Source organism: Nocardiopsis sp. LDBS0036 (genome assembly GCF_041228755.1).
GTDB classification, from domain to species: Bacteria; Actinomycetota; Actinomycetes; order Streptosporangiales; family Streptosporangiaceae; genus Nocardiopsis; species Nocardiopsis dassonvillei.
Map to the genome: position 1 here is coordinate 4,616,884 of NZ_CP141103.1, position 26,127 is coordinate 4,643,010.

A 26,127-nucleotide genomic window follows, 5' to 3' on the forward strand; every position below is an offset into this window, starting at 1 on the left:
AGGCCCGGGTCCGCGGCACCGGCTGCAACAGGCGGTCCGCCGGGCGGGGCGGAACACCCGACGCCTCCGCGCCGGGGCGCACGCGCGCACCGGTCCGGAGTCCGTCAGCGCGATCGGCGGCTCGGACCGTCCTTGGGCGGCGTGGTGCCGTGGATGCGGCGGGAGACCTCGGTCCTCGTGGTGCGGGCCGCCTTCCTGATCCCGCGCCGGAGAAGGGAGACCTTCGGCCTGGCCTGTTCGGGAGCGGCGGCACCGGGCGGGGGCAGCGGGACGTGTCCGGCGTTCTTGGCCCGGTGCAGTTCGAGGCGTACCGCCTGCTCGGCGGTGGCCGCGAAGCCGACGGTGGCGTTGCCGCTCTCCGGCGGGGCCTCCTGCCGGTTGCTCCGGTCCACCAGCGGCGAGGCCCCCGGCGAGGCGTCGTCACCGGTCTCGTGCGTGGCCCGGTCCGGGATCTCCGAGAGCGCCGCGAGCCGCGCGCCGCCGCTGGGGGACGAGGCTGCGGAGCCGCTCGATGAGCACCATGCGGATGTCGCCGACGGACAGCCGGTCGGAGAGGTGGATGACGTGGTTCTCGGAAATCGTGTTGACGAAGGCGCGGCCCGCCCGGTGCGCGGGGAGTCGCCCGGCCCCGCTCCGCACCGAATCGGGTGCGGTACCCGCTGTTTCTCCGGCTGCGGCGCCCTTGCCGTCATCCACCTGTCGTTCCTCCCCTCGGTCCCGTGCGCACCGAAAAGGTGCAGGGCCGCTTCGCCGCCTGGCATGTGCGCCATTCGGCCGTGGCAGAACGAACCGATGGCAATCCTTCGTCGGGAGGGAAGGGGATTCGGGATCTGCCCGAATGGGCGGTGACGCAGACATTTCCGGGGCTCGACGCCGACTTTGTGACGCGAACGCTGGTGGAGGGGTTCGGAATGGGGTGGGTGATCCGCGTCGCCCATGCTCTCCCCGGGGTGTGTCCGCGGGTTCCCGCGTCCCGGACCGGGGAGGGGAGCGTTCCCGGGGACGGGGCGCCGCCCCCGGCGGGGTTCGGCGGTCGGGCCTCCAGTTCCGCGGACGGGCTCGGGGGGTCGGGGAGTACGGTCGTATACACTCGTTTCCATGCTGTTGGCGCGGTCCGTCGAAGAGGCCCTTCTCTATCTGGACATAAACTTCTGTTCCTGCGATCGCCCCCGTCTCGAACTGGACGGCGGAATGGACAAGCGAGAAGACGTTTTCCTCGTTGTCCACGAAGGCCGGTGTGATCGGTGCGGTGCGACGGGGCGTTTCGAGTTCGCGCTCGACACCTCGGAAGAGGTCCCTTACCCAGCCATCGGCGGAAGAACTCCCTCCCGTATCATCGCGCCGGAGGAATTTCTCCGGGTCAGCGACGACGCGGCCTCCCGTGTTCCGGTTGACGTGTCAGGGCTGTCTTCCGACGAGATCGCCGCGGCCCGTCTCCTCATGGAGAACGCGGTCACGGCTCTGGAGGAGCCGCGCGAGTTCGTTCCCGACGGTCACGTCGAGGTCCCCCGGCGGGAATCCGCCTCCGGGGCGGAGAGCGCTGCTCGGTCCGGAGCGCCCGAGCGGTTCCGGTCGGAGGAGATCGACGAACGCCTGAGGTCCTATCGCCAGGCACTCTCCCAGCTGGCGGACGCCTGATCCGGGTGGGCGGCACGCGAACGATCAGACGAGGCGGCGAGCACGAGCTGGAGATCCGCAGGTCCCGCTTCGTCTGCGCCCTGGCCAGGGTGGACACCGAGGACGCCGCTCGCGCCTTCATCGCCGAGCGCCGCAAGGAGCACTGGGGCGCCAACCACAACTGCACCGCCTACGTGCTCGGCGACCAGGGCGAGATCCAGCGCTCCAGCGACGACGGCGAGCCCTCCGGGACCGCGGGACTGCCCATGCTGGAGGTGCTGCGGCGCCGGGAGATCACCGACACCGTCGCCGTGGTCACCCGCTACTTCGGCGGGGTCAAGCTCGGCGCGGGAGGGCTGATCCGCGCCTACGGCAACGCGGTGTCCGCCGCCGTGGACGCCCTCGGGGTCCTGGAGCGCCGCGAACTCCTCGTCGTGGACGTGTTCGCCGACTACGTGCTCGGCGGGCGTCTGGAGAGCGACCTGCGCGACTCCTCCCTGACCGTGCGCGACGTCGCCTACGCCGACAGGGTCCGGATCGAGGTGGCGCTGCCCGAGGCCGACCTGCCCGGGTTCGGGGTCCGCCTGGCCGAGCTGACCGGGGGGAAGGCGGAGTTCGAGGTGCGGGGGACCACGGTCGTGGAGGTGGAGCCCTGAGCCCGCGCCACGTCCCATGGCTGTAACGACTCGCTCTCCCTGTGTCCGCCCGCCGCGGCGCGGCTTAGGATTTGCCGTAAACGTCATCGTTCGTGGGGAGAAACCGTCCATGCGCCGCTCACGGGTGCCCAGGGCCCTCACCTGTGGACTCGCGGTGCTGCTGGCCACCGCGTGCACCGGTGATCCGGAACCCTCCGCGCCCCCTCAAGGCGAGGAACCCGCCCCCGTCCCCACCGCGTTCGAGGGGCAGGCGCCGCCCGGTGTCGAGGGCGAGGTGCTGCGCTACCTGCACGGCGGTTCCGCCGACGTCCACGAGATCTTCGCCGACCCCCTCGGCGTGCGCATCAGCCCGGTCGGCGACGCCTTCCTGGTCAGCTCCGGCAGCGAGGACCGCCACCTGCTGCACGACGCCGCCACCGGCGAGACCCTGTGGGAGGGCGCGGCGCGCTTCGACGGCTTCGGCACCGACCGCGACGGCGAGCGGGTGCTGCTCATGGCGGACGCCGACGGTCTGCCGTTCGTCCTCGACGCCCGCGGGGAGCGGCTGTGGGAACCGGCGCGGGAGGGCGACGCCTACCTCGACGGCCTCGCCGTACGCCGTCCCGAGGGGTGGACTGCGGAGGAGCCCCACGGATCGTTCTCGCTGCTCGACGGCGGGGGCGGCGAGCTGTGGGACTACGAGTTCGAGGCTCCGGCCGAGCCGGAGGAGGCCGCCGAGGGCGACGGCGGGCCCGGGGAGACCGGGGCCGACGAGGAGGCGCGGGAGTCCGGGGAGCCGGCCCTGGGCGTGCCCGTGGCCGCGCGCGAGGATCTGGTCCTGCTCGCCACCGGAGGCCCCGTCCTGCACGCCCGCTCCGTCGGCGCCGACACCGCGGGCGAGGAGCTGTGGACGGTGGACGGTGAGGACGAGGAACTGGGCCTGCCCACCTCCTCCCCGGTTCCCGCGCCGCAGGTGATCGGCTTCTACACGCTTCCCGAACCGGACCCCGCCACCGAGTCCGCGAGCGAGTCGGAGTCCGCGAGCGAGTCCGCGTCCGAGGGCGCCGGGGACGGAGAGGACGGGGAGGACCCGGGGGAGGACGAGCCCGGGGGAGAGGGCGTCCTGCTGCTGCGCTGGGCCCGGTCCGAGGCGCCCTCGACCCTCTCCGCGCACGACCCCGACAGCGGCGACCTGCTGTGGACCCTGGAGGAGCCGGGCACGAACCCGGTCGCCGGGGCCTTCGACCCCGACGGCGTCGCGGGCAGCCTCTACGACGGGGCCACCGGAACCCTCCTGCTGCCCCAGGCCAGCGGTGCGGCGCCGGTGGTCGCGGTCGACCTGACCGGGGGAGAGGTCCTGTGGGGCCTGGAGGAGGAGGCGGGGTCGATCTCCCCGGCCTTCGCCTTCGACGGCCTCGTCTACGGGGACTCCCGCGCCAGCGGCGGACAGGACCGGCAGCTGGTGCTCGACGCCGTCACGATGGACGTGGTCGAGGACGAGCTCCCGGCGTATGTGGAGGCGGTCACCGAGAGCGGGCACGCCATCCTCGTGCACGACCGGCAGCGCTTCGTCTACGGTCCGCCCACGGACGAGGCGGAGGGGACCGGGGAGGCGGAGGAGTCGGTGGAGCCCTCGGACGCCCCCTCGGAGTGAGCCGGGGGCCCGGAGCGCGCTCCGGGCCCGGCGGTGTCCGCTCCTCGCGGGGAACCCGGCGACGTGCCTTCCCGGGGGCGACTCCGTTCGTTACACTCCGCCGCAGACGGCCCTGCCCCCGCCGCACCGCGAGAGAGGGAGCAGGTACGTGAAGAACCCCTTCGAGCCCAAGCCCATGCCCCGGAACCCGACGCCCGGCAGCGAGGGGTCCCGCACGAGCGGTTCGGGCGGCTCCGCCACGCGTGACGCGAACCAGGTGGGAGGAAGGAAGAACTTCCTCCAACGGGCGATCGAGAGGAACATGGAGCGCAACAGGGCCGAGGCGGATCGGCCCTCGAAAGCCGAGAGACCGGTGACCGGTCGCAGGACGGGGGAGAACAGCAGGGACTGGCGGCGCCGCCAGAACACGGGTATCGACAGGGACGGAAGGTCCACGTGACCGGTGGGGGTCGCGTGCGCCCGGACGCCCGGGACCGCGTACCGCCGGTGAGCACGGCGGCGAGCGCCTGACCCCGCCGCGGAGCGGTCACCACGAACACCGCCGGGCCCCGGTCCCCGGCCCCTTCCGGGCGTCACGCCCATGCGCTACCCTCCCAGAGCGGTGCGGGGGTCGGCGCCGTGCCCCCGGCCGACACGGCCGCACCCGTCCCCGACGACCGCCTGCCGCCGCGCACCGCGGTGGCGGCACGGTGCCGGGGACCGGTCCACCGGCGTCCGCGTGCTCCCGCCGGCCGCACCCCCGAACCGGGGCCGTACCCGGTCGGCGGCCGGGCACCAGCCGAGGACGACCGGCCCTGTCGTGGGACGATCCGGTCGCGGGTTACCGAGGCCGCCCCGCCGTAGCGGGCGGAGGCCCCTCGGCCGCCCGGAAGGACGTTCTCGGCACCCAAGGCCAGGAGGCACGGAATGAGGAGAAGCCGACCCGCTCCGGAGCCGTCGCCCGTACCGGACGTGCACTCCCTGACGACGCTGTACCGCGGCGCGGACGCGGTCCTGTACCGCGCCCGACGCGCGCCCGACGACGCCCCCGTGGTGGTCAAGTTCCCCGGACGGCGCCCGCGGGCCGGACGGCCGGGCGAGGCCGAGCTGTGGAACGAGTTCTCGTCCGATCCGGGCGTCCAACCCCTGCTCCAGTCCGGCACCACCGAGTCGGGCCGACCGTACGTGGTGACGGAGGACTGCCCGGACGGCAGCTACGCCGAGATCCTGGGGCGGGGCGGTCCGCTCACGGTGGACGAGGTCCTCACGGTGGGGAAGGCCGTCGCCCAGGCGCTGCGGGCCGTGCACGCGTTCGACCTGCTGCACCACGCGGTGACCCCCGCCAACGTCCTGCGCTCGGACGACGGACCGGTCCTGATCGACTTCGGTTCGGCGCTGCCCCGGGACCACCCCTTCCCACCCGTGTACTACGCGAGGGCGGCCCTGGAGCACGCCCCGCCCGAGGAGCTGCGCGGAGGCGCCCCCGGCCCCTGGTCGGACGTCTACCGGCTCGCCTCCACCCTGTGGGCCCTGCTGGCCGGGTACGCGCCGTTCGACGACGGAGCGGAAGCGCTCGTCACGCTGGAGGAGTACCGGTCCCGTCTGCTCACGGCTCCGGCGCCCGTGCTGCCCCGGGACGACGTGCCCGGGTGGCTGCTCTCCGTCCTGCGCCGCGCGATGGCCAAGGACCCGGAGCGGCGGACGCGGAGCGTGGAGGAGTTCGCCGAGGCGCTGCTGCTGGAGCAGGCCCCTTCCGAGTCCGAACCCGAGCCCGGGCTCGAAGCTGAGCCCAGTCCCGCCGAGTCCGGTCCGGAACCCGGGCCCGAGGCCGCCGTCACCGTCGCGCCGCGGCCGGAAACCGCGGAGGCGGGGCGGGCCGACACGGTCCGGACCGACCAGGCGGCGGAGGACGAGGGCGACGAGGCTCCCCGGTGGGAGGTTGACGACGAGCCCGAGCCCGAGCCCGGGGTCCCGGGTGAACCGGCCGCGGCCGACGCGGCCGGGGCCGACACCGCAGCTCCCGGTGCGGACGGGACGCCCCCGGGCGCGTCGGGACCGGGGGTCGCCGAGAGTCCGGCGGCGATGGAGGACGGCGAGGAGGACGACGGGGATCCCTGGTGGGACTCCCCGGTCCCGGCCGAGCCCGACGTCGTGCGCCCGGTGGACCCCGAACCCGAGGGCTCGACCGGCTCCCCCTCCAGCGGCCCCGCCTCCACCGGCTTCCCCCCCGCTGGACACCGCACCGCGTCCCCGGAGCCCGTGGAGGGCGACGGGGAGGTCCCGGGCGGCCGTACCGGCGCCGCTTCGGCACCCGCCGCGGCGCGGGCCGCGGGCGCGCTGTCCCCGGCGGGCTCCGCGCCGCCCGTGGCGGACCCCGCCGCGGCCCCTCACGGGTTCCCCCGCTCCGGGCACCACGCCCGGTCCACCGGGACGGCGCCGCACCGGACCGCCGGGCCTCCACCGGCGCCGTCCCGGAGCGCTCCGCGTCCACCGACTTCGGCTCCGACGCCGCGTCCGCCGTCCCCGGTGCCCGGGAACGCCCCCGGGACGTGGACGCACGAGGATCCCACCCGTGCCCTCCCGGGGTCCGGTTCCCGGGAGGGACGGGGGCCGTTGCGCGTCCTGGCCCTGGTCGGGGCCGCCCTGGTGGTGCTCACGGTGCTGGGGGCCGGGATCCTCGTGCTCGTGGACGGGTTCCGGTCGGCGGAGGAGGAACCCCCCGGCCCGCCGCCCGCCCAGGGCGCGGCCGGGGAGGACACGCCCGCCCCGGTCGCGGACATCGCCCCGACCGGGGTGGAGTTGACCGACGACACCTACAGCGTCTCCCTGTCCTGGACCGACAACACCGGCGGCGCCACCCCGCACTTCGTGGTCGGCGGCCCGACGGGTGCCGGGTCCACCACCATGGCCGACGTCGACGCGGGGGTCGCCGAGGTGGAGGTCAGCGGGTTGAACCCCGAGGTCGAGTACTGCTTCAGGGTGGTCGCGGTCCAGTCCACCGACGAGGTCGCCCCCTCCGAGCAGGTCTGCACCGACCGCGGAGCGGCGGACGAGGGCGCCTAGCGGAACCACCCGCCGATTCCGCCGAAAAGCGTGTGACCAGGGGAGATCCGCGTCCCCGGCGCGTCATCGCCATCGTGCGGCTCCGGACACGGGAAGTCATCAGCCCCACAACAGGACAAACGTTCCTATGGGGTCTATGATGTACGCCACCCCGGCCTTCGCCTCCTGTTCGGCCGGGGTTTCCGCTGGGGACACCATCCCCGTGGTCAACAGGGATCACCTGCTCCCGGATCCCGTCCACCGTGCCGGACCGCTCCGCCCCCGCGAGCCGAAGGCCGGTCTGTCGCGTGCCCGCGTACCGATTCGGACGGAAGGGTTTCCCGGCTCATGGGAGAGCTCCTGAGCACCATCCTGGCCATGGCCACGTCCACGCCGATCTACATGAACATCGTGGGCGGTGCGCTGGTCGGGGTGTTCTGGCAGTCCTACCTCGACACCAGAATCGCCAAGAACGACTACGAGGCCCACCTCAGGGAGGCCCTGGCGAACGAGGCCTCCAGGGTCGCCAGACATGAGAGGTCCAGGAACCTTCCGGCGTTTCTCCGGGTCGCCGACCTCGACAACATCTATCTCCAGAACGTCAACAGGGTCGCCACCACGATCCGGACCGTGGTGGAGAACAACGGTCAGCACCTGGCCAACCTGTGGTCCATTCCCTTTCACCGGGATGCGGTCAAGGAATTCCTCGGAAGGAAGCAGGGGAAATCGAGGGTGGACGCCTTCATGGACGGATACACGCAATCGGCCCGTATGAACGGGATCAACGTGAACGGCAGGCCGCTCACCACAGCCTCGGGCGGCGCCGAGAACAAGAGGACGAGGCTGTCGTGATGCTCCCCGCCGTGTGCGCGGCCGTCGTGGCCCTCTACGTCCTGAGGTTCCTGGTCACGGAGTCCACGGCGAGGTCGGGAGCACATCCCAGGACGCTGTCCGACTTCCGGGAAGCCCTGGACGACGCGCGTCGCGCCGAGATCCGTGAGAACGCCATCAGCTTCGGAAGGGCCGCGGTGCACGAGAAGACCCTGGTCCTGGACAACATGCTGGCGACCGTGAACTTCCGCGGACACGCCGGGGGCGGAGAGGCCTCCGCGGGGCTCGCCGACGACGCCGAGAGGCGGTTCGCGGAGTACTCGGACATGGTCGCCCGGTTGGACGGCGAGGTCGAGGAGGCGGTGTCCCGGGAGCGGGAGTCCTCCGCGGCGGGCCCCGTCGCCGGGTACGGCCCCGGAGCGGGTTCCGCGGGTCCCGGCGGGCGGGGGGCGCGGCTGGCCCGCACCGCCCATGTCGTCTGCATGGTGGCGCTGGCGTCGCTGGTCATCGCGGTCCTCCTCGCCGGATAGCGGTCGGCTCCGGCAGTACACACCGTCACATCCGGGAGAGGGAAGTTGTTCGAGTTCCTGTTCGGTCCAGGAGGGATGCTGGCCGGCGGCCAGGGCGCCGTGACGGCGGCTCTGGCCAACCTGGCCTTCGTGGCCGTCGCCGCGTACATCGCGAAGACGACCAAGAAGTACCTGAAACCCAAGGCGCGGAAGTCGGACCACTCCCTGCACGAGCTGTCCAGGGACGAGATGGCACGGGTCGAGGAGATCGCCCGCCAGATCAACACGGAGGTCTGGAACAGGCAGGAGTACCCCCTCACCGAGGGGAACGCGATGCGCGAGGGCGAGGCCGTGACCCTGGAGGCGGGCACCAACCTGCTCATCGTCGAGCGTCAGATGCAGGTCGCCAAGGCGGTCGTCGACAACCTCCGCGGCAGGGGCGCGACGACCCAGACCTTCGACGACATGATGCGGCCCGGCGGCACCGTGCTGATCGGCCCCGTGTCACGGGGAAGGCCGAAGCTCTCCCCGCAGGAGGCCGCCGCCACCGTGCGGGCCGTCACCGCGATCCGTGACAACGTCGCGTTGATGGACGCGCACATGAGGGAGTCCTACGGCATCCTCGGCCTGGAGGTGAACGTCGGTGCCTGGGAGGCCATGGGGAAGGGCGGCCTCCCCGGTTTCCGGGAGTGGGTCGACGCCATCCTGGCCGACTACCCGCGAACCATCGCCGACATCGTCAGGAACAACGGTCTGGAAGCCGCGCAGGCGACCCTGAACATCCTCAAGGACACGGGTCACCTGTCCCTGCGCGGGGCGGCCCAGCGGGACGCGTACACGACCGTCAGCGAGGCGGCGCGCAGGGACGACAAGGCCCGGGAGGGCCGCGACCTCCCCGTCGCGGAGGCGGATCCGCGCAAGCTCGTGGACTCCCCCCGCAGGAACAACCCCGTCACCCGTGCCGTCAACCGGGTGCGCCGCTGACATGGGGACGACTCCCGCACCGGCTTCCGGAGCCGCCGCCGCGCCGATCCCACAGACCCGTCCGGAGGAGCATCGGGATGGACGTTGACCAGTTTGCCTTCTACGTGTTCTTCCTGGTGGCCGCGACCGTCTTCGGCAACACGGTCCTGAGGCTCCGCCAACGCCGCCTGTACGACCCCGGGCTGCGGATCCGGAACGCGAGGGCCCGGCGCAGGCAGGGCGTCTCCTCCGCGGCGCTCCTCGCGGAGAGGGAGCTGGCCGACCGCAGGCAGCGGGTCGTCGGGGCCCTGGCGAGGGACGCGTCGGCGCTCTCCGGCCCCGCCGAGGCCGCGGAGGAGGACCGCCTGCGCCGTGAGCTGGAGTCGCTGCGCGAGGCCTTCGAGGCCCAGCGGGAGAGCGTCGCCAGGGAGCACGAGCGCATCGACCGGGAGGCCGACGAGGAGCTCGCCCGGTACCGTCGGCGCCGCCGCACGGCTCTGGCCTGCGAGGTGGCCCTCCTGGCGCTGTCCCTGGCCGCGCTGGTCGCGCTCGTCGCCGCCGCCGCGCCGTACTTCCGCTGAGGCGCGGCGCGGCCGTCCGGGCGGCGGTCCGCCGCCCGGTCAGCCGTCGGCCGTCACCGGGTCAGGCCAGCCACCGGCTGGTGATCGGCAGGCGCCGGTCCCGGCCCAGGTTGCGCTTGGTGATCTTGGGGCCCGGCGGGTACTGGCGGCGCTTGTGCTCGGCACGGTCGACCAGGCGCACGACGTGGCGCACCAGGTCCGGGTCGAAGCCCGCGGCCGTCATCGCCGCGATCCCCTGGTCCGTGCCGATGTAGGCGTCCAGCAGTCCGTCGAGCACCCCGTACTCCGGCTGCGCGGGGACGGAACCGGGGGCGCCCCACCCGCTGACCGGGTTCCGGCCCAGGGAGCGCTCCGGGATGGGCGGTGTACGCCCCGCGCGCGCGTCCTCGGTGTTGCGCCAGCGGGCCAGCTCCCACACCAGGGTCTTCCAGCAGTCCTTGAGCGGGGCGTAGGCCCCCACGGCGTCGCCGTGGTGGGTGCACAGCCCCGTCGCCAGCTCGCTCTTGTCGCCCGTCGCCAGGACCAGGTGCCCCTCCTCGCGGGACAGGGCCATGAGGAGCGCTCCCCGCGCCTGTGCCAGCAGGTTCCGCGTGCCGCCCTCGTCGGCGGCGGCGATCGTGGACTCCAGCGCGTCGAGCAGGTGGTTCACGGGGTAGACGCGGTTGGTGAGGCCCTGCCGCTTGATCAGCGCATCGGCGTCCTCCAGCGCCGCGGCGGTGGAGTCGCGCGCGGGCATGACCAGGGCGTGCACGTTCTCCGCCCCCACGGCGTCGGCCGCGATCGTGGCGGTCAGCGCGGAGTCGGCGCCTCCGGAGACGCTCACCAGGACCGACGTGAAGCCGTTCTTGCGCACGTGGTCGCGGACCCCCGTGACGAGGGCGGTGTAGACCTCGCCGAGGTCGCTCATGGGGTCTCGGCGGGGGGTCAGCACCGGCGAGCGCGTCCCGGGGGGAGGGGAGGGCCGGTCCGTGACCGCGTACCGGACGACCCGGAAGCCGTCCGCCCGCGCCGGCTCCTCCGGGGACTCCGCCGGGGGCAGGGACAGGTCGGTGACCAGCAGCGCCTCCTCGAACTGCGGGGCGCGGGAGACGAGGTCGCCGTCGGCGTCGACGACGAGGGAGTCGCCCTCGAAGACCAGGTCGTCCTGGCCGCCGGTCATGTTGACGTAGCCGATGGCGGCCCCGATCTCGCGTGCGCGCCGCTGGCACAGCGCGAGCCGAACGTCGTCCTTGTGCCGCTCGTAGGGGGAGCCGTTCAGGGTGACGAGCATCCCCACGCCGGCGTCGGCGGCGGCGGTGACGGGACCCCCGTCCTGCCAGAGGTCCTCGCAGATGGCGAAGGCGACGTCGACTCCGTGCAGCCGCAGCACCGGCAGCGTGTCACCGGGGACGAAGTACCGGAACTCGTCGAAGACCCCGTAGTTGGGCAGGTGGTGCTTGGCCGAGACGAGGCGGATCCGGCCCCGGTACAGCACGGCGAGCGAGTTCTGGGGGGCTCCCGAGGGCTGGCCGAACCGGGGGCCCGGGCCCTCGCGCCGGTTGAGGAAGCCGACGACCACCGGCAGGTGCCCGAGCCCTTCCGCGGCGAGGCGGTCGGCGAGATTGTGGGTGGCTTTTGTGGACGCGGAAACGAAACCGTCCCGCAGGGCGAGATCCTCGACCGAGTATCCCGTGACGACCATCTCGGGAAACACGACGAGATGGGCTCCAGCGTCGCTCGCCTGACGAGCGTAAGCGACGACGCTGTCGCAATTACCTTCCAGATCACCCACAGTCGGGTTGGTCTGGGCCAGAGCTATACGAAGTTTTACCACGCCGGGAGCGTAGCGAACTAGTTAACATGGACGCAATATGTCACGTTTTTATAACATAGCAAATTCAGAACGTGTTCAGATGATTGCCTAAAGCTGCGAGGGAACAAACTGGAGCGCGTTTTTCCCGGTGATCTGGGTCACAGGGAATTGCGGTGGCGGAGAGTCGGGGGGAGCACCGCCGCCGTCGGCCGGGACTGCTCCGCGGGCGCCGCCCGGGGGGCGAAGCCGCAGTTCACCGCCTGCCCGACGCGCTTTCGGCGGCGGTCGCGCCCCGTGTGTCGGCGTGGAGCGCGGCCCGGCGCGCCCGGCCGTGACCGGGCGGGGCGCCGCGAGGCGCGGATCATGCTCCGGGCTAAACGATCTTGCGGTTCGGGCCGTATTCCCGTTACCTAGTCGACGGCCCGCGTACACCCCGGGGCCCGGGTGATCCCGACCGGCGACGACCTCGGCGGAAGCGTCACCCTGTGTACCCGAGCCGTACGAGAAACGGCACACCCCACCATCATTCCCGCCCTGACCACAGCGGGCAACCTACCGGTCGCGGAGCGAGACAACGCCGTCTCCGCCACGACGAAGGGAAGAGTCCCGCTGTGGACGCCATCCAAGCCGGGATCGTCGCCCTCAACGACATGTTCTGGGCCTACCTGCTGATCCCCCTCCTCCTCATCCTGAGCCTGTACTTCACCGTGCGCTCCGGCGCCGTGCAGTTCCGCCTGATCCCCGACATGTTCCGCTCCATGCGGGGCGAACCCGGGCTGGCTCCCGACGGCAAGAAACCGATCTCCGGCCTCCAGGCGTTCGCCGTCTCCGCCGCCGCGCGCATCGGTACCGGCAACATCGCCGGTGTGGCCACCGCGATCGCCCTCGGCGGTCCCGGCGCGGTCTTCTGGATGTGGGCCATGGCGCTGCTCGTCGGCGCCGCCAGCTTCGTGGAGTCGACGCTGGCCCAGCTCTACAAGATCCGTGACAAGGCCGGCTACCGGGGCGGACCCGCCTACTACATGCAGTACGGGCTCAAGTCCCGTTGGATGGGCGTGCTCTTCGCCGTCGTCATCACCTTCACGTTCGGCTTCGTGTTCACGAGCGTGCAGAGCAACACGATCTCCGCCGCGATCGCCAACTCGGTCTCCACCGCCTCGGGCACCGGGACCGCGCCGGGCTGGCTCGCCTACGCCGTGGGCGCGGTGCTGGCCGTGTGCACCGCCGTGCTCATCTTCGGCGGCGCCCGGCGCATCGCCCAGGCCGCCACGGCGCTGGTCCCCGTCATGGCGGGCGTCTACATCCTCATGGGCCTGGTCGTCATCGTGATGAACATCGGCCAGATCCCCGCGATGGTCGTCGACATCGTCACGCACGCCTTCGGTCTGCGCGAGATCGCCGCGGGCGGCATCGGCACCGCGATCGTGCAGGGGATGCGGCGCGGGATGTTCTCCAACGAGGCCGGTCTGGGCTCGGCGCCCAACGCCGCCGCCAGCGCCGCGGTGAGCCACCCCGTCAAGCAGGGCCTCGTGCAGACCCTGGGCGTGTACTTCGACACCCTCGTCGTCTGCTCGACCACGGCGTTCGTCATCCTGCTGTCCAACCCCAGCTACACCGCCGAGGCCGGTCCGACGCTGACCCAGAACGCCCTGGAAACCAACCTCGGCCCCTGGGCGCTGCACCTGCTCACGCTGATCATCCTGCTGGTGGCCTTCACCTCGGTGCTCGGCAACACCTTCTACGGCGAGGCCAACATCGGCTACCTGACCAAGAGCCCCCAGGCCACGACCGCCTTCCGGGTGCTGGTCATCGTGGTGACCTTCCTCGGAGCCATCGGCTCCGGCGGCCTGGTCTGGAGCCTGGCCGACGTCACGATGGGCGTCATGGCCGTGGTCAACCTCGCCGCGCTCGCCCTCCTCGCGCCGACCGCCTGCCGACTGCTGCGCGACTTCGTCGGCCAGCGCAAGCAGGGCAGGGACCCGCTGTTCACCAAGGACCTCATGCCCGACCTCACGGGCGTGGAGTGCTGGGAGCAGGAGGACATGGACCGCCTCAGGGGGAACCCCGCCGGGGTCTGACCGTCCCGGACCCCGGTCCCCCTTCCCGGGGGTGTGGTGCCGACCCGGCACCGCACCCCCTCCCCGGGTGGAAGGTGGGCAGGAACCCGGTCCGCTCAGAGCACCGCCGCGACCGCCGTGCCCACCGCCGCGCCCGCGAGGAGCACGGCGGCCCCGGCGCACACGAGGTCCAGCAGCCGCGCGGTGGACCGCGCCCGGCCCGCACGCTCCCGGCGCTCTGCGAGGGCCGCGCGCGACCGCTCGACCGCCCGTCCCTCCTCGGCGTCCAGCCGGGCGAGGTCCCGGTCGAGGTCGTCGACCACCCGCACCGGATCGGGGAGGCCGTCGCCCGCCGCCCCGGGCGCTCCCGGGCGGACGCTCCCGCGCACCCGTGCTCCGGCCGTCTCCACCAGCGCGTACCGGCGCTCCAGGAAACCGCGCCGCAGCGCGTGCTCCTCCTCCTGCCCCTCCATGTCGAGCAGCGCCGACGGGTGGTCGAACCGGTGGCCCCGAACCCGCCGGACCGACTCCGCGCCGACCCGGACACAGACGGCCACGGCCACGACGGCGGCCAGCAGCGTGACCACGTCACCGGTGTCCAGAGCACCCATGACCGCTCCCTCCTCCACGTCTCACAGCTTCCGGCCCGGGGCCCGTCCGCCCGTCCGGCGGACCCTCGCGGCGTCGATGCGCTGCGACAGCCCCTTGCGCTCCCGCACCGCCTCGGCCAGGTTTCCCGGGGCCTGAGCGAGCAGGTCGTGTCCGGACGCCGCCTTCCGGGTGAGCTCGCGGATCCGCTCCTCGTCGACGCGGCCCGCCCGGTCCAGGCGCCCCCCGAGGGACGCGGCCTGCTCCTCGGTGAACGCCGGGGTGTTCAGCGGACCGCTGATCCCGTCCTTCTGGCCGTTGACCCGGTACCACTCCAGTTCCTGGAGGTGGCGCCCCAGCGAGGCGCCCGTCTCCCGCGCCGCGGGGCGCAGGCGTCCCGTGTCGATCGTCGGCCCCTCGCCGGTGTCGCGGAGCAGCCCGGCCTCCCCGAGGGAGCGGAGCAGCTCCCGGTGCCGGTCGAGGGCGGTGTTGAAGGACTGCGCCGCCCGCCGGGCCGTCTCGTTCGCCGCCGACTGCCGTGTCAGCAGGTCCTCGGCGTCGCGGTGCAGGGTCCCGGCCCTCCTCGCGCCCTCGGCCTCCACCCGCAGCCGCGGCAGCGCCGTCTCGGCCTCGCGCAGGCGCTGGTTGGCCGCGGTGCGGATCCGCTCCGCCTCCGCCCTGACGTGCTCCACGTGGGCCCGACCGCCCCGGCGCGCCTTCGCCAGGCTCCTGCGGAACATGAGGGAGGCGGTCACGAGCAGGGAGCCCAGCACCGCCCCGGCCGCGATCATCCACTCCACGGGCTCCTCCCCCCGGAGTCCGTTCCGGACGGGGCCGGACCCTCGGCACGGGGCGGGTCGAGGTCGGCCAGAGCCGCCCGGATCCGCCCCTCAGCCGCGTCGAGGTCGCGCCGGAGCCCGTCGAGGCGCTCCGGCGCCCCGTCCTCCACGGTCGCCTCCGACATCCGCGCGGCGGTGTCGGACAGCAGGTCGCGCCACGCCCACAGGTGCCCCGTGGACGCGCCGAGGTCCCTCGCACGCTCCAGCGCCCGGTCGGCGTCCGCCAGCAGGGCGTCCTCTGTCAGGCCGTCGGGCGGGTACACCCCCTGGGCCGTGTGGCGGCGGTTCAACCCCCAGCGCGCGGCGGCGAGCAGGACCGCGGCCAGCGCGATCACCACGGCGGCGGTCACGTGCGCGCCCCCCTGCCCGTCTCCCTCTTCGGGCCGGGCGCGGGCGAGCTCCGGAACGGCCTCGCGGCGCCGCGGCGCGCGCCGCGCAGGGCCGCGCGCACGCCCCCGGGCCGGTTGAGCCGCAGCAGCCGGTCCACGGCCCGCTCCGTGTCACCCAGCTTCTCGAAGTGGGCCTGGACCCGCTTCTCGCGGGCGACGGCCTCCTTCTCGGACCGCCTGACCGTCTGCTCGGCCCCCTCCAGCTCCTTGCGCACGGCGCTGTCCGCGGAACGGTAGGCGTCCAGGGTCGCCCGCAGCGCCGCGGCCTCGACCACGCGCGGGTCCCGCGACACCGCCAGGTCGTAGCGCTTGGCCTCCGCGAGCTCGCGGTCAGCCTCGCCGCGCCCCTCCCAGCGGGCGCCGAGCGCGACCGAGGCGACGAGGAGGCTGCTCGCGCCGATGAGGGCGCCGCCGATCGTCAACGCCACTTGCAGGGGGTCCAACCGCGCGCCTTTCAGGTCCGCCTCGCCGCGCCGCCCGGCGGGCAGGACCTGTCTACCGGGGCGGGGGTACGGACCCCGCGCCCGCCGGGAGCCGTGCGGTGACGCCCGGGTGAACACTGGTCGACCACGGCGGAGGGGCCCGCGGGACACCCCGGCGAACACCGGCCGATCACGGCGGAGGGGGTCCGCGGGACACCCCGGCGAACCCCCTCCGCATTCGGTCACGGACCCCCGGGCGGGGTCACCACTCGTCCTCGAACCACCCGTCCGGGGCGGGGTCGGCGGGCAGCGGGCGCGGGTCCTGGTGGCGCCGCGAGGTGCACTCGCGGAACGGGCCGTTGTCGCCGAGCAGGATGCCCATCTGGAAGTCGAGGTGGTCGCGGTACCAGACGGCCATCCCGGTGCCCGCCTCCCAGCGCAGCACCTCCCAGGCGTGCCACAGCGCCTGGAAGCGCGAGACCGCCTCGGCGTGGCGCCACCACTCCTTGCACCAGCGGAACTGGCCGCCCTCGGGGCGGATGTAGACCGGGAGGAAGCGCAGGCGCACGAACTCCTCGACGTTCTTGAACACCGGCTCCGGGGCCGGTTCGTCCGCCCCCTCCGGGTCGCCGCCGTCCACTCCGGCGACGGCCGCGTTGACGTCGGGCGCCTCGGTGGCGAGGGCCGCGCGCACTGCGGGGTCCCCCCACTCCTCCTCCGGGGAGTCCACGTCCTGCCTGTCGTGTTGGGTGCTCATGGTCGGCGTCGTCCCTCTTCGCGTTCGTGGTCGTCGTGGGGCCCCCGGGGCCGTCGCGGGCGTGCGGGGAGCGCGTGGCCCCGGGTCGGTCACGCGCCGCGGCCGGTCCGGGTGCGCGTGGTGTTGATCGAACTGCGCTCCTGGCGGCGCAGGGCCGTCCGCGCCGTCAGCCGCCTCACCGCGGCCTGCTGCTCCCCGCGCTGTCGCGGCAGCCGCCGGGCGGGGTCGTTGACGGCGGCGTGCGCCCTCCGGTCCGCCCAGTCCTGCCTGGTCCGGCGGGTCCGGTCGTTGCCCGCACGGGTCCCCTGCCGCTCGTGCCGCCCCAGCTCCTGGGGACGCACGACCGCCCGGCCGTTCGCGGTCAGGGCCGAGTCCAGCTGCCCCCTGTCCCCGGGGAGCCGGGAGTCGCCCAGGACCAGGCGCGGGTCCGCGGCCCTCGTGGCGTCGTGCGCGCGCAGCTCCGCCTTGGCCGTGTTGCCCGCGGCGACCGCCCCGGCCCGGTCGCGCGGCCCCTCGTTCAGCGGTGCGCCGCGCGCCTTGTCGAGCGCGTGGAGGAAGGCCTCCCCCTGGACGAACACCTCGGCCCCGCCCCTGTCGGCGCGCGTACCCGCCAGCTCCCTGCCCTCGCGGTAGTCCCGCGCGAACCCGGGCAGGGCCCTGTTCCCACTCGCGTTGCGGACCAGCTCGTTCCCGACGGCGGCGGGGACCCTGCCGTCCAGGGACGCGGTGAACACCGACTCGGCGGTGTCCCGGAGTCTGTTCAGGTCGGCCCGGTCGTCCTTGAACCAGGGCACGGCCTTGGCCCAGTACTCCTCCATCGTCTCCATGGGGCGGCCGTCGGCCTGCCAGGAGGCGCCCGCCATGACCGAGTTGGCGTCGATCCGCGCGGAGTCGGTCCGGCCGGTGAAGCCGGGATCCCGCACCATGCCCCGCTCGATGGACTCCGCGAGCTGCGGGTGCTTCTGGGCCAGCTCGCCGAAGAACCTCTTCTGCGCCTCCCGCGCGCCCGGCTCGTTGGAGTTGGCCGCGCTCAGCCAGTTCAGCGCCAGTTCACGGGCGTTCATCCGGCTGACGTCGAGGTTCTCGTCGAGCCCCCGGCGCCAGCGGTGCTCGGGGGGCGTGTCCGGGACCGGGTCCAGGAGCTGCATGCTGGTGCGCGCCGCCCGCTCGATCCGCCCGGTGTGGTAGTCGGCGCGCAGGACCCGGTCCACGTCCTGGACGCGCAGGTCGCGCTGGTGGTCGTGGACCCGCTGGACGTCGACTCCCAGGACCTGGGAGACCACGCGCGGGTCGGCCTGGCGCGCCAGGCCCAGGCCCGCCACGGCGATGTTGGGCGAGTACCCGACGTGCTCCTCGGCGAAGAACCCCTCCGCCCTGCTCTGGCCGCTCCTCCTGCGCAGGGCGTGGTGGAGGGCGGCCCTGGAGAGGTCCCCCGAGTTGCTGAGGCCGCCGCGCCCGAAGGGCGTGTGCATCGCGGCCAGGAGCAGGGCCTCGGTGATGTCCCTCTCCCCGCCGCCACCGCCGGACTCCGCGCCCGAGGCCCGCACGAGGTCGGCGAGGCGTTGGCGGTTGCGGCTGCGCTCGTCGGCCTTCTGGCCGGTGAGTCCGCCCTTCACCCGCTTGGAGCTCATAGGTTCCTCCAGGTGTTCTGTGCGCTCACGTGGCGGCCCTGCCCTTGGGGGTGCTCCGGCCGCCCCGCCGAAGGTGGGACGGGGCGGGGCCGGTGGCGGCGCCCCGGCGCCGCGAGTTCCAGGCGCTCCTCCAGCCCCGCGGTCCGCGCAGGGCGGGGGGTCCGGTCCGCGGTGCGGTCGGCGGCGCGGCGGAGGGGGAGACGGGGCCCGCGGCCGTCCCCGGTGCGCCGCCCGCCCGGGCGCCCACCGCAGCCGGGTTCACGAGGCCGTCGGCGGCGGCCATCCTCTCGTTGAACCGCCGCCGCTGGACGGTCCCCTTGGCCGCGTTCCACCTCAGGAGCTGACGGGCGTCCTTCCTCGGCACGTCCCTACTGGTGAGTCCCCTCAGGTCCTCCACCCGCCGGTCCACCTGGTCCACGTAGGTGTCGTGCGCCGACTCGGCCGCCCGGACGGCGCGGTCCGCACGGTCCCCGGCAGCCCGCACCAGGAGGTCGCCCTGCCGTGCCACGGCGGTGATCCGTGCCGCGCCCGCCAGGGCCGTCGCCCGCACGTCCGCGTCGCCCGCACGCACCGCGTCGGCGACGTGCTGGTCGGTCCGGGTCCTGGCCCTGCTCACGCGTCGGGTGCGGGCGTCCTCCGCCCGCCGGACCAGGGCGTCCCCCTGGTTCCTCGCGTCCCTCTCCGCGACGGATCCCCTCCCGGCCGCGTCCCTGACCAGCCTCTCCCGCTGCCACTTCGCCCGCCGGACACCGGCGTCCCCTGTCCGCCTCGCCTGGGCCACCACGCGGTCGGCGCGTTCCCGGGCCAGGGCGACGCGCGTGCCGCGCCTGGCCTGGGCCGCAGCCACGTCCGCCCCGGCCCTTACCGCCGCCTGGTGGGTCATGAGCGCGCTCATCCGCTCCGCCGAGCGCACCATGGCGGCGGCGCGGCCGCGGACGGTCCTCAGCGCCAGGCCCGCCTTCGCCTTGGTGAGTGCGGCCCTCGCCCGCCGTGCCCTGACCCTGGTCCGGATCCGGACGCGGCCCCGCCTGAGGCGCCCGCGCAGGGAACGGCCCGCGGCCCGCCGGAGCGGACGCAGCACCCACCGGTTGAGCAGCGCCGCCGCGAAGTCGAGGAGGCCGAGGGCCATGCGCGCCAGGAGGCCCTGGATCCGCCCCGCGGTCCTGGCCAGCCAGACGAGCCCGCCCACCGTCTCCGAGACGACGTCGCCCTGCCCGCTCGGCGCCCCGGGCACGCCGGGACCGCCCGGGGACAGGAAGCGCCGGGAGTGGGCGTCGGGGACGGCGCGCGCGGCGGGTTCCGCGGGCACGTTCCCCACCTGCGGCGGGGGCGGAGCCGGGGGCGCCGCGGCGGTGGCCGGGGGGCTGGCCATGGTCGTCCTCCTTGCGGGTCGGGTCGTACGGGGAGAGGGTCCGCGGTGGTGGTTCACCTTCCGCGGGGCGCGTCGTAGCGCACGCGGGCCCTGGTGGTGATCCGCTCCTCGGCCTCCTTGATCGCGGCGGAGACGATCCTGGCCCTGTCGGTCCTGTACCAGGGGCGCATCCGCAGGATCGTGGGCTGGGCGGCCGTGGCGAAGAGCAGGCACTCGCCCTTGTCGATCCTGCGGATGTCGGAGCCCTGCATGATCTCCTGGCGCCGGAGCTGGACGGAGTGGTTGCCCTTGCCCTCGCCGTAGCTGAACGACGTGGTGGAGATGTCGTGCTGGCCGATCAGCTTGGACAGCGCGTCCACGATCTTGTGGTCGTCGAGCCCGGCGCCGAACACCTTCACCGTGGCGGCGGACCACATGGCCTCCATGCCGTTCTCGGTCCAGACCCGCACCCCCTGCCGGTAGCTCTGGAGGATGGTGACCGGGACGATGCCGCGCGATCCCAGGTGGGAGTACATGTCGGGCAGGTCCGCGATCTTGCAGATGTTGGCGGCCTCGTCCAGCACGGCCACCAGCGGCGGGTCGAGCCTGCCGCCCTGCCCCTCCGACGCCTCCTCTCCCGCGATGAAGACCGCGTCGGTGAGGGCGGCGATGAGCGGGGCCGCGGCGGCGCGGGACTTGCTGAGCAGATGGAGCGTCTGTTTGGTGGTGACGAAGGAGCGCGGGTCGAACTCGTGGTAAGCCGAGCCGTCCGGCGGGGTCACCCACGCCATGATCTCGGGGTCGTCCAGACAGCGGGCGGCGGTGCGTGCGGTCGTGTAGATGCCGTCACGCGTCTCGGCGACGATGTTCTGCGTCTCGCGCAGTGCCTCGGCGTAGGCCGTGAACCCGTGCTCGAAGAGGATGTCCACCGGCTGGGGCAGCTTGGTGTCGTGCAGCCACTCCCCGACCCTGGCCAGGGACTCGCCCCCGAGCGCCGCGGCGAGCATGAGCTGGGAGAGCAGAGCCCGGGCCGCCGGACCCCACATGTCCTTCTTGGAGTCGTCGTCGATGGTGAGGACGAAGTGCCCGGCGAGCCGGTAGGCGTCCTCGACGCTGCGCACACCGGCCAGCGGGTTCCACCAGAAGTCCTGCTCCTGGTGGGTGATGTGCTGGGGGTCGAACAGCCAGACCCGGTCGCCGGTGGCCTGCTCCCGGATCTTCGCCGTGGCCGACCAGACGTCGGCCTTGTTGCTGGTGGCCAGCGCAGGACCGGGCGCGTCCAGGACGTAGGGGATGGCCATCGCCGTGGTCTTGCCCGCGCGGGGCGCCATGTAGGCGAGGACGGTGTCCTCCCACGACGCGAACAGCCGGGGCCCGTCGCGTCTGCCCGACCCCCGCACGTCGCCGATGACCAGGCCGACGTCGGCGTCGGCGAGCGTCCCGCTCCTGATGCCGCGCAGCGAACGTCCGCGCAGCCGGACCGCCTTCTGCGCGGCCTCGGGGCGGGCCAGCTCGGCGATCGTCTCGTTGTTCCTGTTCAGGGCGGCGACCGCGTCGGGCTGTCCGTACAGCGCGTTCCTGACCCGGACCAGGATCCACCAGAGGGCGCTGACCGCAGCCGCGGCCAGGACGGAGAACACCACGGCGACCGGGGCGCTCGGCGTGCCCGGCCAGGTCGCCCCGGTGTCCCAGACCAGCAGCGAGTACGCCCACATCGGGCCGAACTCGCCGACCGCGCCCCCGGTTACGGCGGCCACTAGCCGCGCCGACAGCCAGAAGAGGAAGAACAGGGCCACCAGGCCCCACAGGGCGAGCAGCACGAGCAGCGGCGGGGCTCCGGCCGCCGCCGCTCCGCCGCGCACCTGGTACGTGGGTCTGCGCCGTGCCATGGCCGCCTCACTCCCCCCGGATCGCCTGGTCGGTGTCGTACAGGACGAGTTCGTCGCGGGTGAGCGTCATCTGCACCGGGATCCCCAGGCGCTCCGCGCCCGTCTTGATCAGGTACTTCCCGCGCCCGGGGTGGCGAGCTCCGGGCTGCCAGGAGTCCGGGGACGACCACGACGCCACCAGCCCCTGCTCGGGGGCGGTCATCGGGGTGATCCGGTTGACCGAGGCGAGTTCGCGCGGCGGCAGCCCGGCCAGGACGGTGATGGCGGAGCGGTCCACGAAGCCCCGCGCCTTGGCCCGGTCCTCCTCGGTGGCCAGGGCCTCCAGGTCGTTGAGGGAGTGGGTCACCATGACCGAGGACATGCCCTTGGACCTGTTGAGCCGGGTGAGGGAGTCGGCGAACTCCACCAGGCCCGGGGCGCCGCGCAGGGCGCGCCACAGCTCGTCCATCACCCCGATGTAGGAGCGGCGCCGGATGAGGCCGAGGTCGGAGAGCACGGCCGCCGCGTCCACCATGCCGAACCCGTAGCTCCACGTGCACAGCATCGCCGCGGTCAGCAGCTTGTCCCCGGCGGCTCCCACCCGGGAGATGTCGACGCTGATCCCCGGCGCCTCCATGTCGAGGGGCCTGGTGGTCTCGGCGTCGAAGACCCCAGCCAGGGAGCCGGTGCACAGCAGGCGGAGCGTGAAGACCAGGTCGTCCACGCGCTTGTCGTACGAGTCCCTGCTGTCGGCGCGGGCGAACGAGCGCAGCGAGTCCGGTCCCTCCTCCACCACGTTGAGCACGTCCACGACCGTGGGCTGGCGACCGGCGAGCCGCTCGTCGAGCAGGTCCACCGCCGCGCCGAGGACGACCTCCTCGGAGTTGCCGATCCTTCCCTCGCGGACCAGGGTGCACAGGGCCATCAGCAGCGAGATGCGCCGGGAGCGCACCTCCCAGCGCAGCTTCTCCCGCTCCACCTGCGACAGCCGGTCCATGACCGCCCCCAGCGGGCCGGCGTCGAGCGGGTTGATCCGGTCCAGGCCGCGCCCGATGCGGATGACCTGCCCGCCCAGGTGCTGGATCAGTTCGGTGTAGTCGGGTTTGGTGTCTCCCAGGATGATGGCCTGGGAGCCGAAGGCCACCGCCCCGGTGACCAGCCGCTTGACGAACGTGGACTTGCCGGTGCCCGGCTGCCCCAGCACGAAGCAGCCGGGGTTGGTGATCAGCCCGGCCCTCAGCCACGCCATCGGGTCGAGGCAGACCGCCTCCCCGGAGAGGAGGTCGCGGCCGATCGGGGTGCCGACCGACGGCGGCTTGCTGCTGGTGACGAACGGGAACAGCCCGCACGCCTGGGCGGTGGTCGCCTGGTACTCGACCGCGTTGGGGATGTTCGGCGAGGCACCGCCTCCCCGGTGCCGCCAGCCGAGCAGGGGGGCGACGACCTCCCGGTCCCTCTCCCGGGAGCGGTCCGGCCGCCTCGCCTGCTCCTGGCTCTCCCGCTTCTGCTTGAGGCGTCGGCGCTCCGCCCGCTGCTGGCGGCGCTCCTCACGGCGGCTCTGCCGGTCGATGATCGCCATCGGTGCTCCCTCTCCCTAACCCATGCCGCGCTGAATGAGGAACGGCGGACACACCCCGAGGGGCAGGGTCGTGGCGAACGCGACGTCCTGACTGCCCCAGGCCCGGCGCAGCCGGATCCGCGAGGTCTCGGCGGCCGACTCGGTGTGCGCGACCGCCTGCTTCAGCCGCTCCTCGTCGTCGACGGTCGCCGTCGTGTACAGGCTCACCTGCACCAGCCCCGCGCCGCGCGTCTCCTCCTGGGCGGCCTGCTGGGCGTAGGCCACGTCCTGGCGGTCGCGCGCGCTCACCCTGTGGCGCACGCGGGCGGACAGCTCGCTCTTGTACTGGGCGGCGGCGTTCTGCTGCTCCAGGGCGCGCGCGGCCGCCGCGGCGGGCCAGGGCCGGAACAGCAGCGTGGTCCTCTTGACCCACCGGGTGGGCGAGAGCAGTTCGGCGAGCACCGTGCTGGTGACGTGGGTGCGCGGCGCCTCCTGCCAGATCCACGAGACGCTCGTGCCGCTGTCGTGGGTGTAGCGGTCGTGGTGCACCTCGGCCTCGACAGGCGTGGCGTCCGTCCAGTCGACGGTTCCGATGTCCTGGGGCTTGTCGTTCAGCACGGAACTGAGGTCGCTGACCACGGTCGGGTCGTAGGCGGTGCGCACCATGGCGACGAGCTGTTCCGGGGTGGCCCGGCCCAGGACCGACACGCCCGTGCTGGCGAGGCTGGTCTCGATCTGGTTGAGGTAGCCGCTGATCTCGACCGCCGCCTGCATGCGGTCCTTGGGCGCCACAGGGAACTTGCGCGGATCGTAGGTGAGGCTGATCCGGGTCTCGACCTGGGCGCTGACCGAGGGGGCGTTCAGCACGAGGTCGCGCATGATCCTCCGGGCGGCCGGGGGGGACTGCGGGTCGATGTCGGCCTCGACGCTGCCGCGCAGCGCGCTTCCGGGGGCGGGCCGTGACTCGACGGTCACGGTGACCCACTGGATCCACGGCATGTAACCGAGCGAGGCCAGCCACTGGTGCCAGTTGGCCACCCACGTGTCGACGTCGGAGGGCTCCGCCAGCCACACGGAGTTGGACGAGACCAGGACGGTCGCGGTCATGTGCCCGAGCCGCCGGTTCCAGGCCAGGCCGAACCGGCCGCCCCTGCCGTCCTCGCAGGAGAGCAGGGTGACGGGCGCCAGGACCCCCGGCAGCTGGAAGGCCCGCGGGTGCTCGACCATCACACCGGCCCGGTAGCGGGTGTGCCCGAGGACCTTGGCCCACCACCACCGCAGACGCGTCAGCAGGAAGCTGAGCACTGACTCGCCCTGGACCGGCACGGCGGCGAGCAGGAAGGCCACCGTCATGACGGGCAGGATGTAGAGGGCCAACCGGGGCGCGAACATGCCGGACAGCATCAGCACGACGAGGCCGCCCAGCAGGACGAGGGTGGCGTTGAGCCCCAGCCCGAACAGCCCGATGCTGCGTCGGCGGCGCCATCCTCCGTACGTGCGAACCACCTAGACCATCCTTCCGTCTGCTCCGTCGGCGAACTGTGCTCCGGACGCCCCCTCCGGGGCGGGCGCCGACCCGCCCCCGAAGGCGGCCGGGCCGCCTCCGTCCGGGGCCGTGGCCGCGCCGCCCGGCGCGTCGGCGCCTCCGGCGTCGGCTCCGGAGGCCGAACCGCCCACGGAGACCTCGTCCGCTCCGGACGCGGTCGTGTGGCTGTAGGACTGTTCCGAGCCGCTGACCGTCGAACTCACGGACTCCGTCGCCCCGGAGGCCGCCGCGTCCGTGCCGCCGTCGGCGCCGCCGACCGCGCCCCCGGCGGAGTCCGCGGCCCCGTCGGTGCCTCCGGCTCCGGTTCCGCCCAGGCCGGAGAGCTGCCCGGTCTGCGTTCCCAGGGCCGACGTGGCCGCGGCCCCCGACCCGGTGCCGGCCGCGCTCACCGCCGCCACCGGGACCGCGTCGCCGCCCGGGAGCGGCCCGCCCTCGTCGAGGTTGCGCGCCAGGCCCGCGGCGCGCTCGTTGGCCCCGGCCGCCGCCTGCTGGGCGGTGGCGGTACCGCTGTCGGCGGAGCCCGCGCTGCTCTGGAAGCCGGCGGTGTTCCCGCCACCGTTGTTCCCGCCGCCGCCGCCACCGCCGCCGCCACCGCCGGTGACGGAGTTGAGGCCGCCCGCGGCCAGCGCCATCATCCACACGCTCCCCGAGCTCATGAGCTTCATGAGGACGGGGAGCGCGCCGGTGGCCAGGAGCATGACCGCCGCTCCGGTGAGGTACCTGAGCAGGTCGTCCCCGCCGGGGCCCGCGCTCGCGAGGACGACGAGACCGACCAGGTAGATCATCAGGAGGAGGGGCTTGTACAGGAAGCAGGCGAACAGCCAGCCGATGACCTTCGGGAAGATCTTCAGGTTCGGGATCATGCTGCTGGCCGCGGCCAGGGGCAGCAGACAGGCGATGAGGTAGGTGACCGCCTCCAGGAGGGCGAGGACGATCATCTGCGCGATCAGCCCGAGGATCACCGCGAGTCCGACCAGCGAGGTCACGGCCCCGCGGGCGACCTCGTTGTCCGCGAACCCCAGGTCGGCGCCGTCGACGCCCACGCGCATGATGCTCGGGTAGACGCTCTGCGCGGACTCCAGGAAGCTGCTCTGGTCCCCGTAGGTCCCGGTGGTGAGCACCATGTTGGTGAGCCCGAAACTGAACTGCCGCAGGATGTAGATGAGGAAGAGCCCGCCGAAGGTGACGACGATGACCGTCAGCAGACCGCGGATCAGGTCCAGCATCGGGTCGAGGCGCCGGGTCCACAGCAGGCGGATGGCCGCCAGCAGGATGCCCAGCGTGGCCAGGAACAGGACCAGCGGGTTGAAGACGTCCTGGAGCTGCAGGACTCCCTGGTCCATCTGGAGGTTGAGGCGTCCCTCTCCTCGGCGGTCCGCGTTGTAGACGGGGCTCGACGCGCCGCTGTAGATGAGGAGATCGAACATGCGCTCGATGATCCCCTGGAGGCTCTCCGTCACCCAGCCGTCGACTTTTTCGCCGTTCATTCCTTCCACCTCCTCCGGTTCTGGAACCGAC

General features: G+C 73.4%; 24 protein-coding genes. 10 read left to right on the forward strand and 14 right to left on the reverse strand.

Annotation, left to right across the window (positions count from 1 at the left end):
- Positions 1-104: 104 nt before the first annotated feature.
- Together UIS43_RS19610 and UIS43_RS19615 are read right to left on the reverse strand one after the other, a co-directional pair.
- Positions 105-392: a hypothetical protein gene (locus UIS43_RS19610; protein ID WP_013156485.1), complete on the reverse strand. Its 288-nt coding sequence runs from the start codon at positions 390-392 to the stop codon at positions 105-107.
- A gap of 28 nt (positions 393-420) precedes the next feature.
- A complete protein-coding gene (locus UIS43_RS19615; RefSeq protein WP_013156486.1) occupies positions 421-696 on the reverse strand; it encodes a hypothetical protein in 276 nt (91 codons plus the stop codon).
- A gap of 402 nt (positions 697-1,098) precedes the next feature.
- Between UIS43_RS19615 and UIS43_RS19620 the strand changes: the two genes are divergently transcribed.
- The 9 genes from UIS43_RS19620 to UIS43_RS19660 all read left to right on the forward strand — a co-directional run bounded on the left by UIS43_RS19620 (position 1,099) and on the right by UIS43_RS19660 (position 9,811).
- Positions 1,099-1,638, forward strand: coding sequence for a hypothetical protein (locus tag UIS43_RS19620; RefSeq protein ID WP_117198816.1), 540 nt, complete (start codon positions 1,099-1,101; stop codon positions 1,636-1,638).
- A 5-nt stretch (positions 1,639-1,643) separates the two neighbouring features.
- Positions 1,644-2,273, forward strand: a complete 630-nt coding sequence (locus UIS43_RS19625) for a YigZ family protein (protein ID WP_013156488.1) — start codon at positions 1,644-1,646, stop codon at positions 2,271-2,273.
- A gap of 109 nt (positions 2,274-2,382) precedes the next feature.
- Positions 2,383-3,906, forward strand: coding sequence for a hypothetical protein (locus UIS43_RS19630; RefSeq protein ID WP_013156489.1), 1,524 nt, complete (start codon positions 2,383-2,385; stop codon positions 3,904-3,906).
- Between the two features lie 148 nt (positions 3,907-4,054).
- A complete protein-coding gene (locus UIS43_RS19635) occupies positions 4,055-4,345 on the forward strand; it encodes a hypothetical protein (RefSeq protein ID WP_126625027.1) in 291 nt (96 codons plus the stop codon).
- 467 nt (positions 4,346-4,812) lie between these two features.
- Positions 4,813-6,948, forward strand: coding sequence for a protein kinase (locus UIS43_RS19640; protein ID WP_370011197.1), 2,136 nt, complete (start codon positions 4,813-4,815; stop codon positions 6,946-6,948).
- Between the two features lie 327 nt (positions 6,949-7,275).
- The gene (locus tag UIS43_RS19645) at positions 7,276-7,779 is read left to right on the forward strand and encodes a hypothetical protein (protein ID WP_013156493.1); all 504 of its coding nucleotides are present in this window, start codon (positions 7,276-7,278) and stop codon (positions 7,777-7,779) included.
- Positions 7,779-8,288, forward strand: coding sequence for a hypothetical protein (locus UIS43_RS19650; RefSeq protein ID WP_013156494.1), 510 nt, complete (start codon positions 7,779-7,781; stop codon positions 8,286-8,288). The genes UIS43_RS19645 and UIS43_RS19650 overlap by 1 nt, the downstream gene beginning before the upstream one ends.
- A gap of 45 nt (positions 8,289-8,333) precedes the next feature.
- Positions 8,334-9,251: a hypothetical protein gene (locus UIS43_RS19655; RefSeq protein ID WP_358169416.1), complete on the forward strand. Its 918-nt coding sequence runs from the start codon at positions 8,334-8,336 to the stop codon at positions 9,249-9,251.
- Between the two features lie 77 nt (positions 9,252-9,328).
- On the forward strand, positions 9,329-9,811 hold the full coding sequence (locus UIS43_RS19660; protein WP_013156497.1) for a hypothetical protein: 483 nt from the start codon (positions 9,329-9,331) through the stop codon (positions 9,809-9,811).
- Positions 9,812-9,872: 61 nt separating this feature from the next.
- Here UIS43_RS19660 and UIS43_RS19665 read toward each other — a convergent pair whose 3' ends face one another.
- Positions 9,873-11,624: an NAD+ synthase gene (locus UIS43_RS19665; protein WP_370011200.1), complete on the reverse strand. Its 1,752-nt coding sequence runs from the start codon at positions 11,622-11,624 to the stop codon at positions 9,873-9,875.
- Positions 11,625-12,214: 590 nt separating this feature from the next.
- On the opposite strand from UIS43_RS19665, the gene UIS43_RS19670 reads away from it, so the two are divergent.
- A complete protein-coding gene (locus UIS43_RS19670; RefSeq protein ID WP_117199461.1) occupies positions 12,215-13,681 on the forward strand; it encodes a sodium:alanine symporter family protein in 1,467 nt (488 codons plus the stop codon).
- Positions 13,682-13,776: 95 nt separating this feature from the next.
- Here the strand turns inward: UIS43_RS19670 and UIS43_RS19675 are convergent, their stop codons facing one another.
- The 11 genes from UIS43_RS19675 to UIS43_RS19725 form a co-directional block, all read right to left on the reverse strand.
- On the reverse strand, positions 13,777-14,271 hold the full coding sequence (locus UIS43_RS19675; protein WP_117199463.1) for a hypothetical protein: 495 nt from the start codon (positions 14,269-14,271) through the stop codon (positions 13,777-13,779).
- A gap of 21 nt (positions 14,272-14,292) precedes the next feature.
- On the reverse strand, positions 14,293-15,039 hold the full coding sequence (locus tag UIS43_RS19680; RefSeq protein ID WP_013156501.1) for a hypothetical protein: 747 nt from the start codon (positions 15,037-15,039) through the stop codon (positions 14,293-14,295).
- A complete protein-coding gene (locus tag UIS43_RS19685) occupies positions 15,036-15,437 on the reverse strand; it encodes a hypothetical protein (RefSeq protein ID WP_370011203.1) in 402 nt (133 codons plus the stop codon). Before UIS43_RS19685 ends, UIS43_RS19680 begins: the two co-directional genes overlap by 4 nt.
- Positions 15,434-15,919: a hypothetical protein gene (locus tag UIS43_RS19690; protein WP_232051618.1), complete on the reverse strand. Its 486-nt coding sequence runs from the start codon at positions 15,917-15,919 to the stop codon at positions 15,434-15,436. The genes UIS43_RS19685 and UIS43_RS19690 overlap by 4 nt, the downstream gene beginning before the upstream one ends.
- A 241-nt stretch (positions 15,920-16,160) precedes the next feature.
- Positions 16,161-16,655 (reverse strand): DUF4913 domain-containing protein, encoded by a 495-nt coding sequence (locus tag UIS43_RS19695; protein ID WP_117199186.1) that lies wholly within the window; start codon positions 16,653-16,655, stop codon positions 16,161-16,163.
- A gap of 89 nt (positions 16,656-16,744) precedes the next feature.
- A complete protein-coding gene (locus tag UIS43_RS19700) occupies positions 16,745-18,286 on the reverse strand; it encodes a hypothetical protein (RefSeq protein ID WP_071621059.1) in 1,542 nt (513 codons plus the stop codon).
- Between the two features lie 25 nt (positions 18,287-18,311).
- A complete protein-coding gene (locus tag UIS43_RS19705) occupies positions 18,312-19,658 on the reverse strand; it encodes a hypothetical protein (protein ID WP_370011206.1) in 1,347 nt (448 codons plus the stop codon).
- 53 nt (positions 19,659-19,711) lie between these two features.
- Positions 19,712-21,526: a type IV secretory system conjugative DNA transfer family protein gene (locus UIS43_RS19710; RefSeq protein ID WP_013156507.1), complete on the reverse strand. Its 1,815-nt coding sequence runs from the start codon at positions 21,524-21,526 to the stop codon at positions 19,712-19,714.
- A gap of 7 nt (positions 21,527-21,533) precedes the next feature.
- Positions 21,534-23,084: a hypothetical protein gene (locus UIS43_RS19715; protein ID WP_358454925.1), complete on the reverse strand. Its 1,551-nt coding sequence runs from the start codon at positions 23,082-23,084 to the stop codon at positions 21,534-21,536.
- 15 nt (positions 23,085-23,099) lie between these two features.
- Positions 23,100-24,569, reverse strand: coding sequence for an SCO6880 family protein (locus tag UIS43_RS19720; RefSeq protein WP_013156509.1), 1,470 nt, complete (start codon positions 24,567-24,569; stop codon positions 23,100-23,102).
- Entirely contained in the window at positions 24,570-26,096 is a 1,527-nt protein-coding gene (locus UIS43_RS19725) for a hypothetical protein (protein WP_071621063.1), read from the reverse strand.
- Positions 26,097-26,127 lie beyond the last annotated feature (31 nt).

Coding starts and splice junctions, on each gene's coding strand:
- UIS43_RS19620 (WP_117198816.1), top strand. CDS start 1,099: ATGCTGTTGGCGCGGTCCGTCGAAGAGGCCCTTCTCTATCTGGACATA.
- UIS43_RS19630 (WP_013156489.1), top strand. CDS start 2,383: ATGCGCCGCTCACGGGTGCCCAGGGCCCTCACCTGTGGACTCGCGGTG.
- UIS43_RS19640 (WP_370011197.1), top strand. CDS start 4,813: ATGAGGAGAAGCCGACCCGCTCCGGAGCCGTCGCCCGTACCGGACGTG.
- UIS43_RS19645 (WP_013156493.1), top strand. CDS start 7,276: ATGGGAGAGCTCCTGAGCACCATCCTGGCCATGGCCACGTCCACGCCG.
- UIS43_RS19650 (WP_013156494.1), top strand. CDS start 7,779: ATGCTCCCCGCCGTGTGCGCGGCCGTCGTGGCCCTCTACGTCCTGAGG.
- UIS43_RS19660 (WP_013156497.1), top strand. CDS start 9,329: ATGGACGTTGACCAGTTTGCCTTCTACGTGTTCTTCCTGGTGGCCGCG.
- UIS43_RS19675 (WP_117199463.1), bottom strand. CDS start 14,271: ATGGGTGCTCTGGACACCGGTGACGTGGTCACGCTGCTGGCCGCCGTC.
- UIS43_RS19680 (WP_013156501.1), bottom strand. CDS start 15,039: ATGATCGCGGCCGGGGCGGTGCTGGGCTCCCTGCTCGTGACCGCCTCC.
- UIS43_RS19695 (WP_117199186.1), bottom strand. CDS start 16,655: ATGAGCACCCAACACGACAGGCAGGACGTGGACTCCCCGGAGGAGGAG.
- UIS43_RS19700 (WP_071621059.1), bottom strand. CDS start 18,286: ATGAGCTCCAAGCGGGTGAAGGGCGGACTCACCGGCCAGAAGGCCGAC.
- UIS43_RS19705 (WP_370011206.1), bottom strand. CDS start 19,658: ATGGCCAGCCCCCCGGCCACCGCCGCGGCGCCCCCGGCTCCGCCCCCG.
- UIS43_RS19710 (WP_013156507.1), bottom strand. CDS start 21,526: ATGGCACGGCGCAGACCCACGTACCAGGTGCGCGGCGGAGCGGCGGCG.
- UIS43_RS19715 (WP_358454925.1), bottom strand. CDS start 23,084: ATGGCGATCATCGACCGGCAGAGCCGCCGTGAGGAGCGCCGCCAGCAG.
- UIS43_RS19725 (WP_071621063.1), bottom strand. CDS start 26,096: ATGAACGGCGAAAAAGTCGACGGCTGGGTGACGGAGAGCCTCCAGGGG.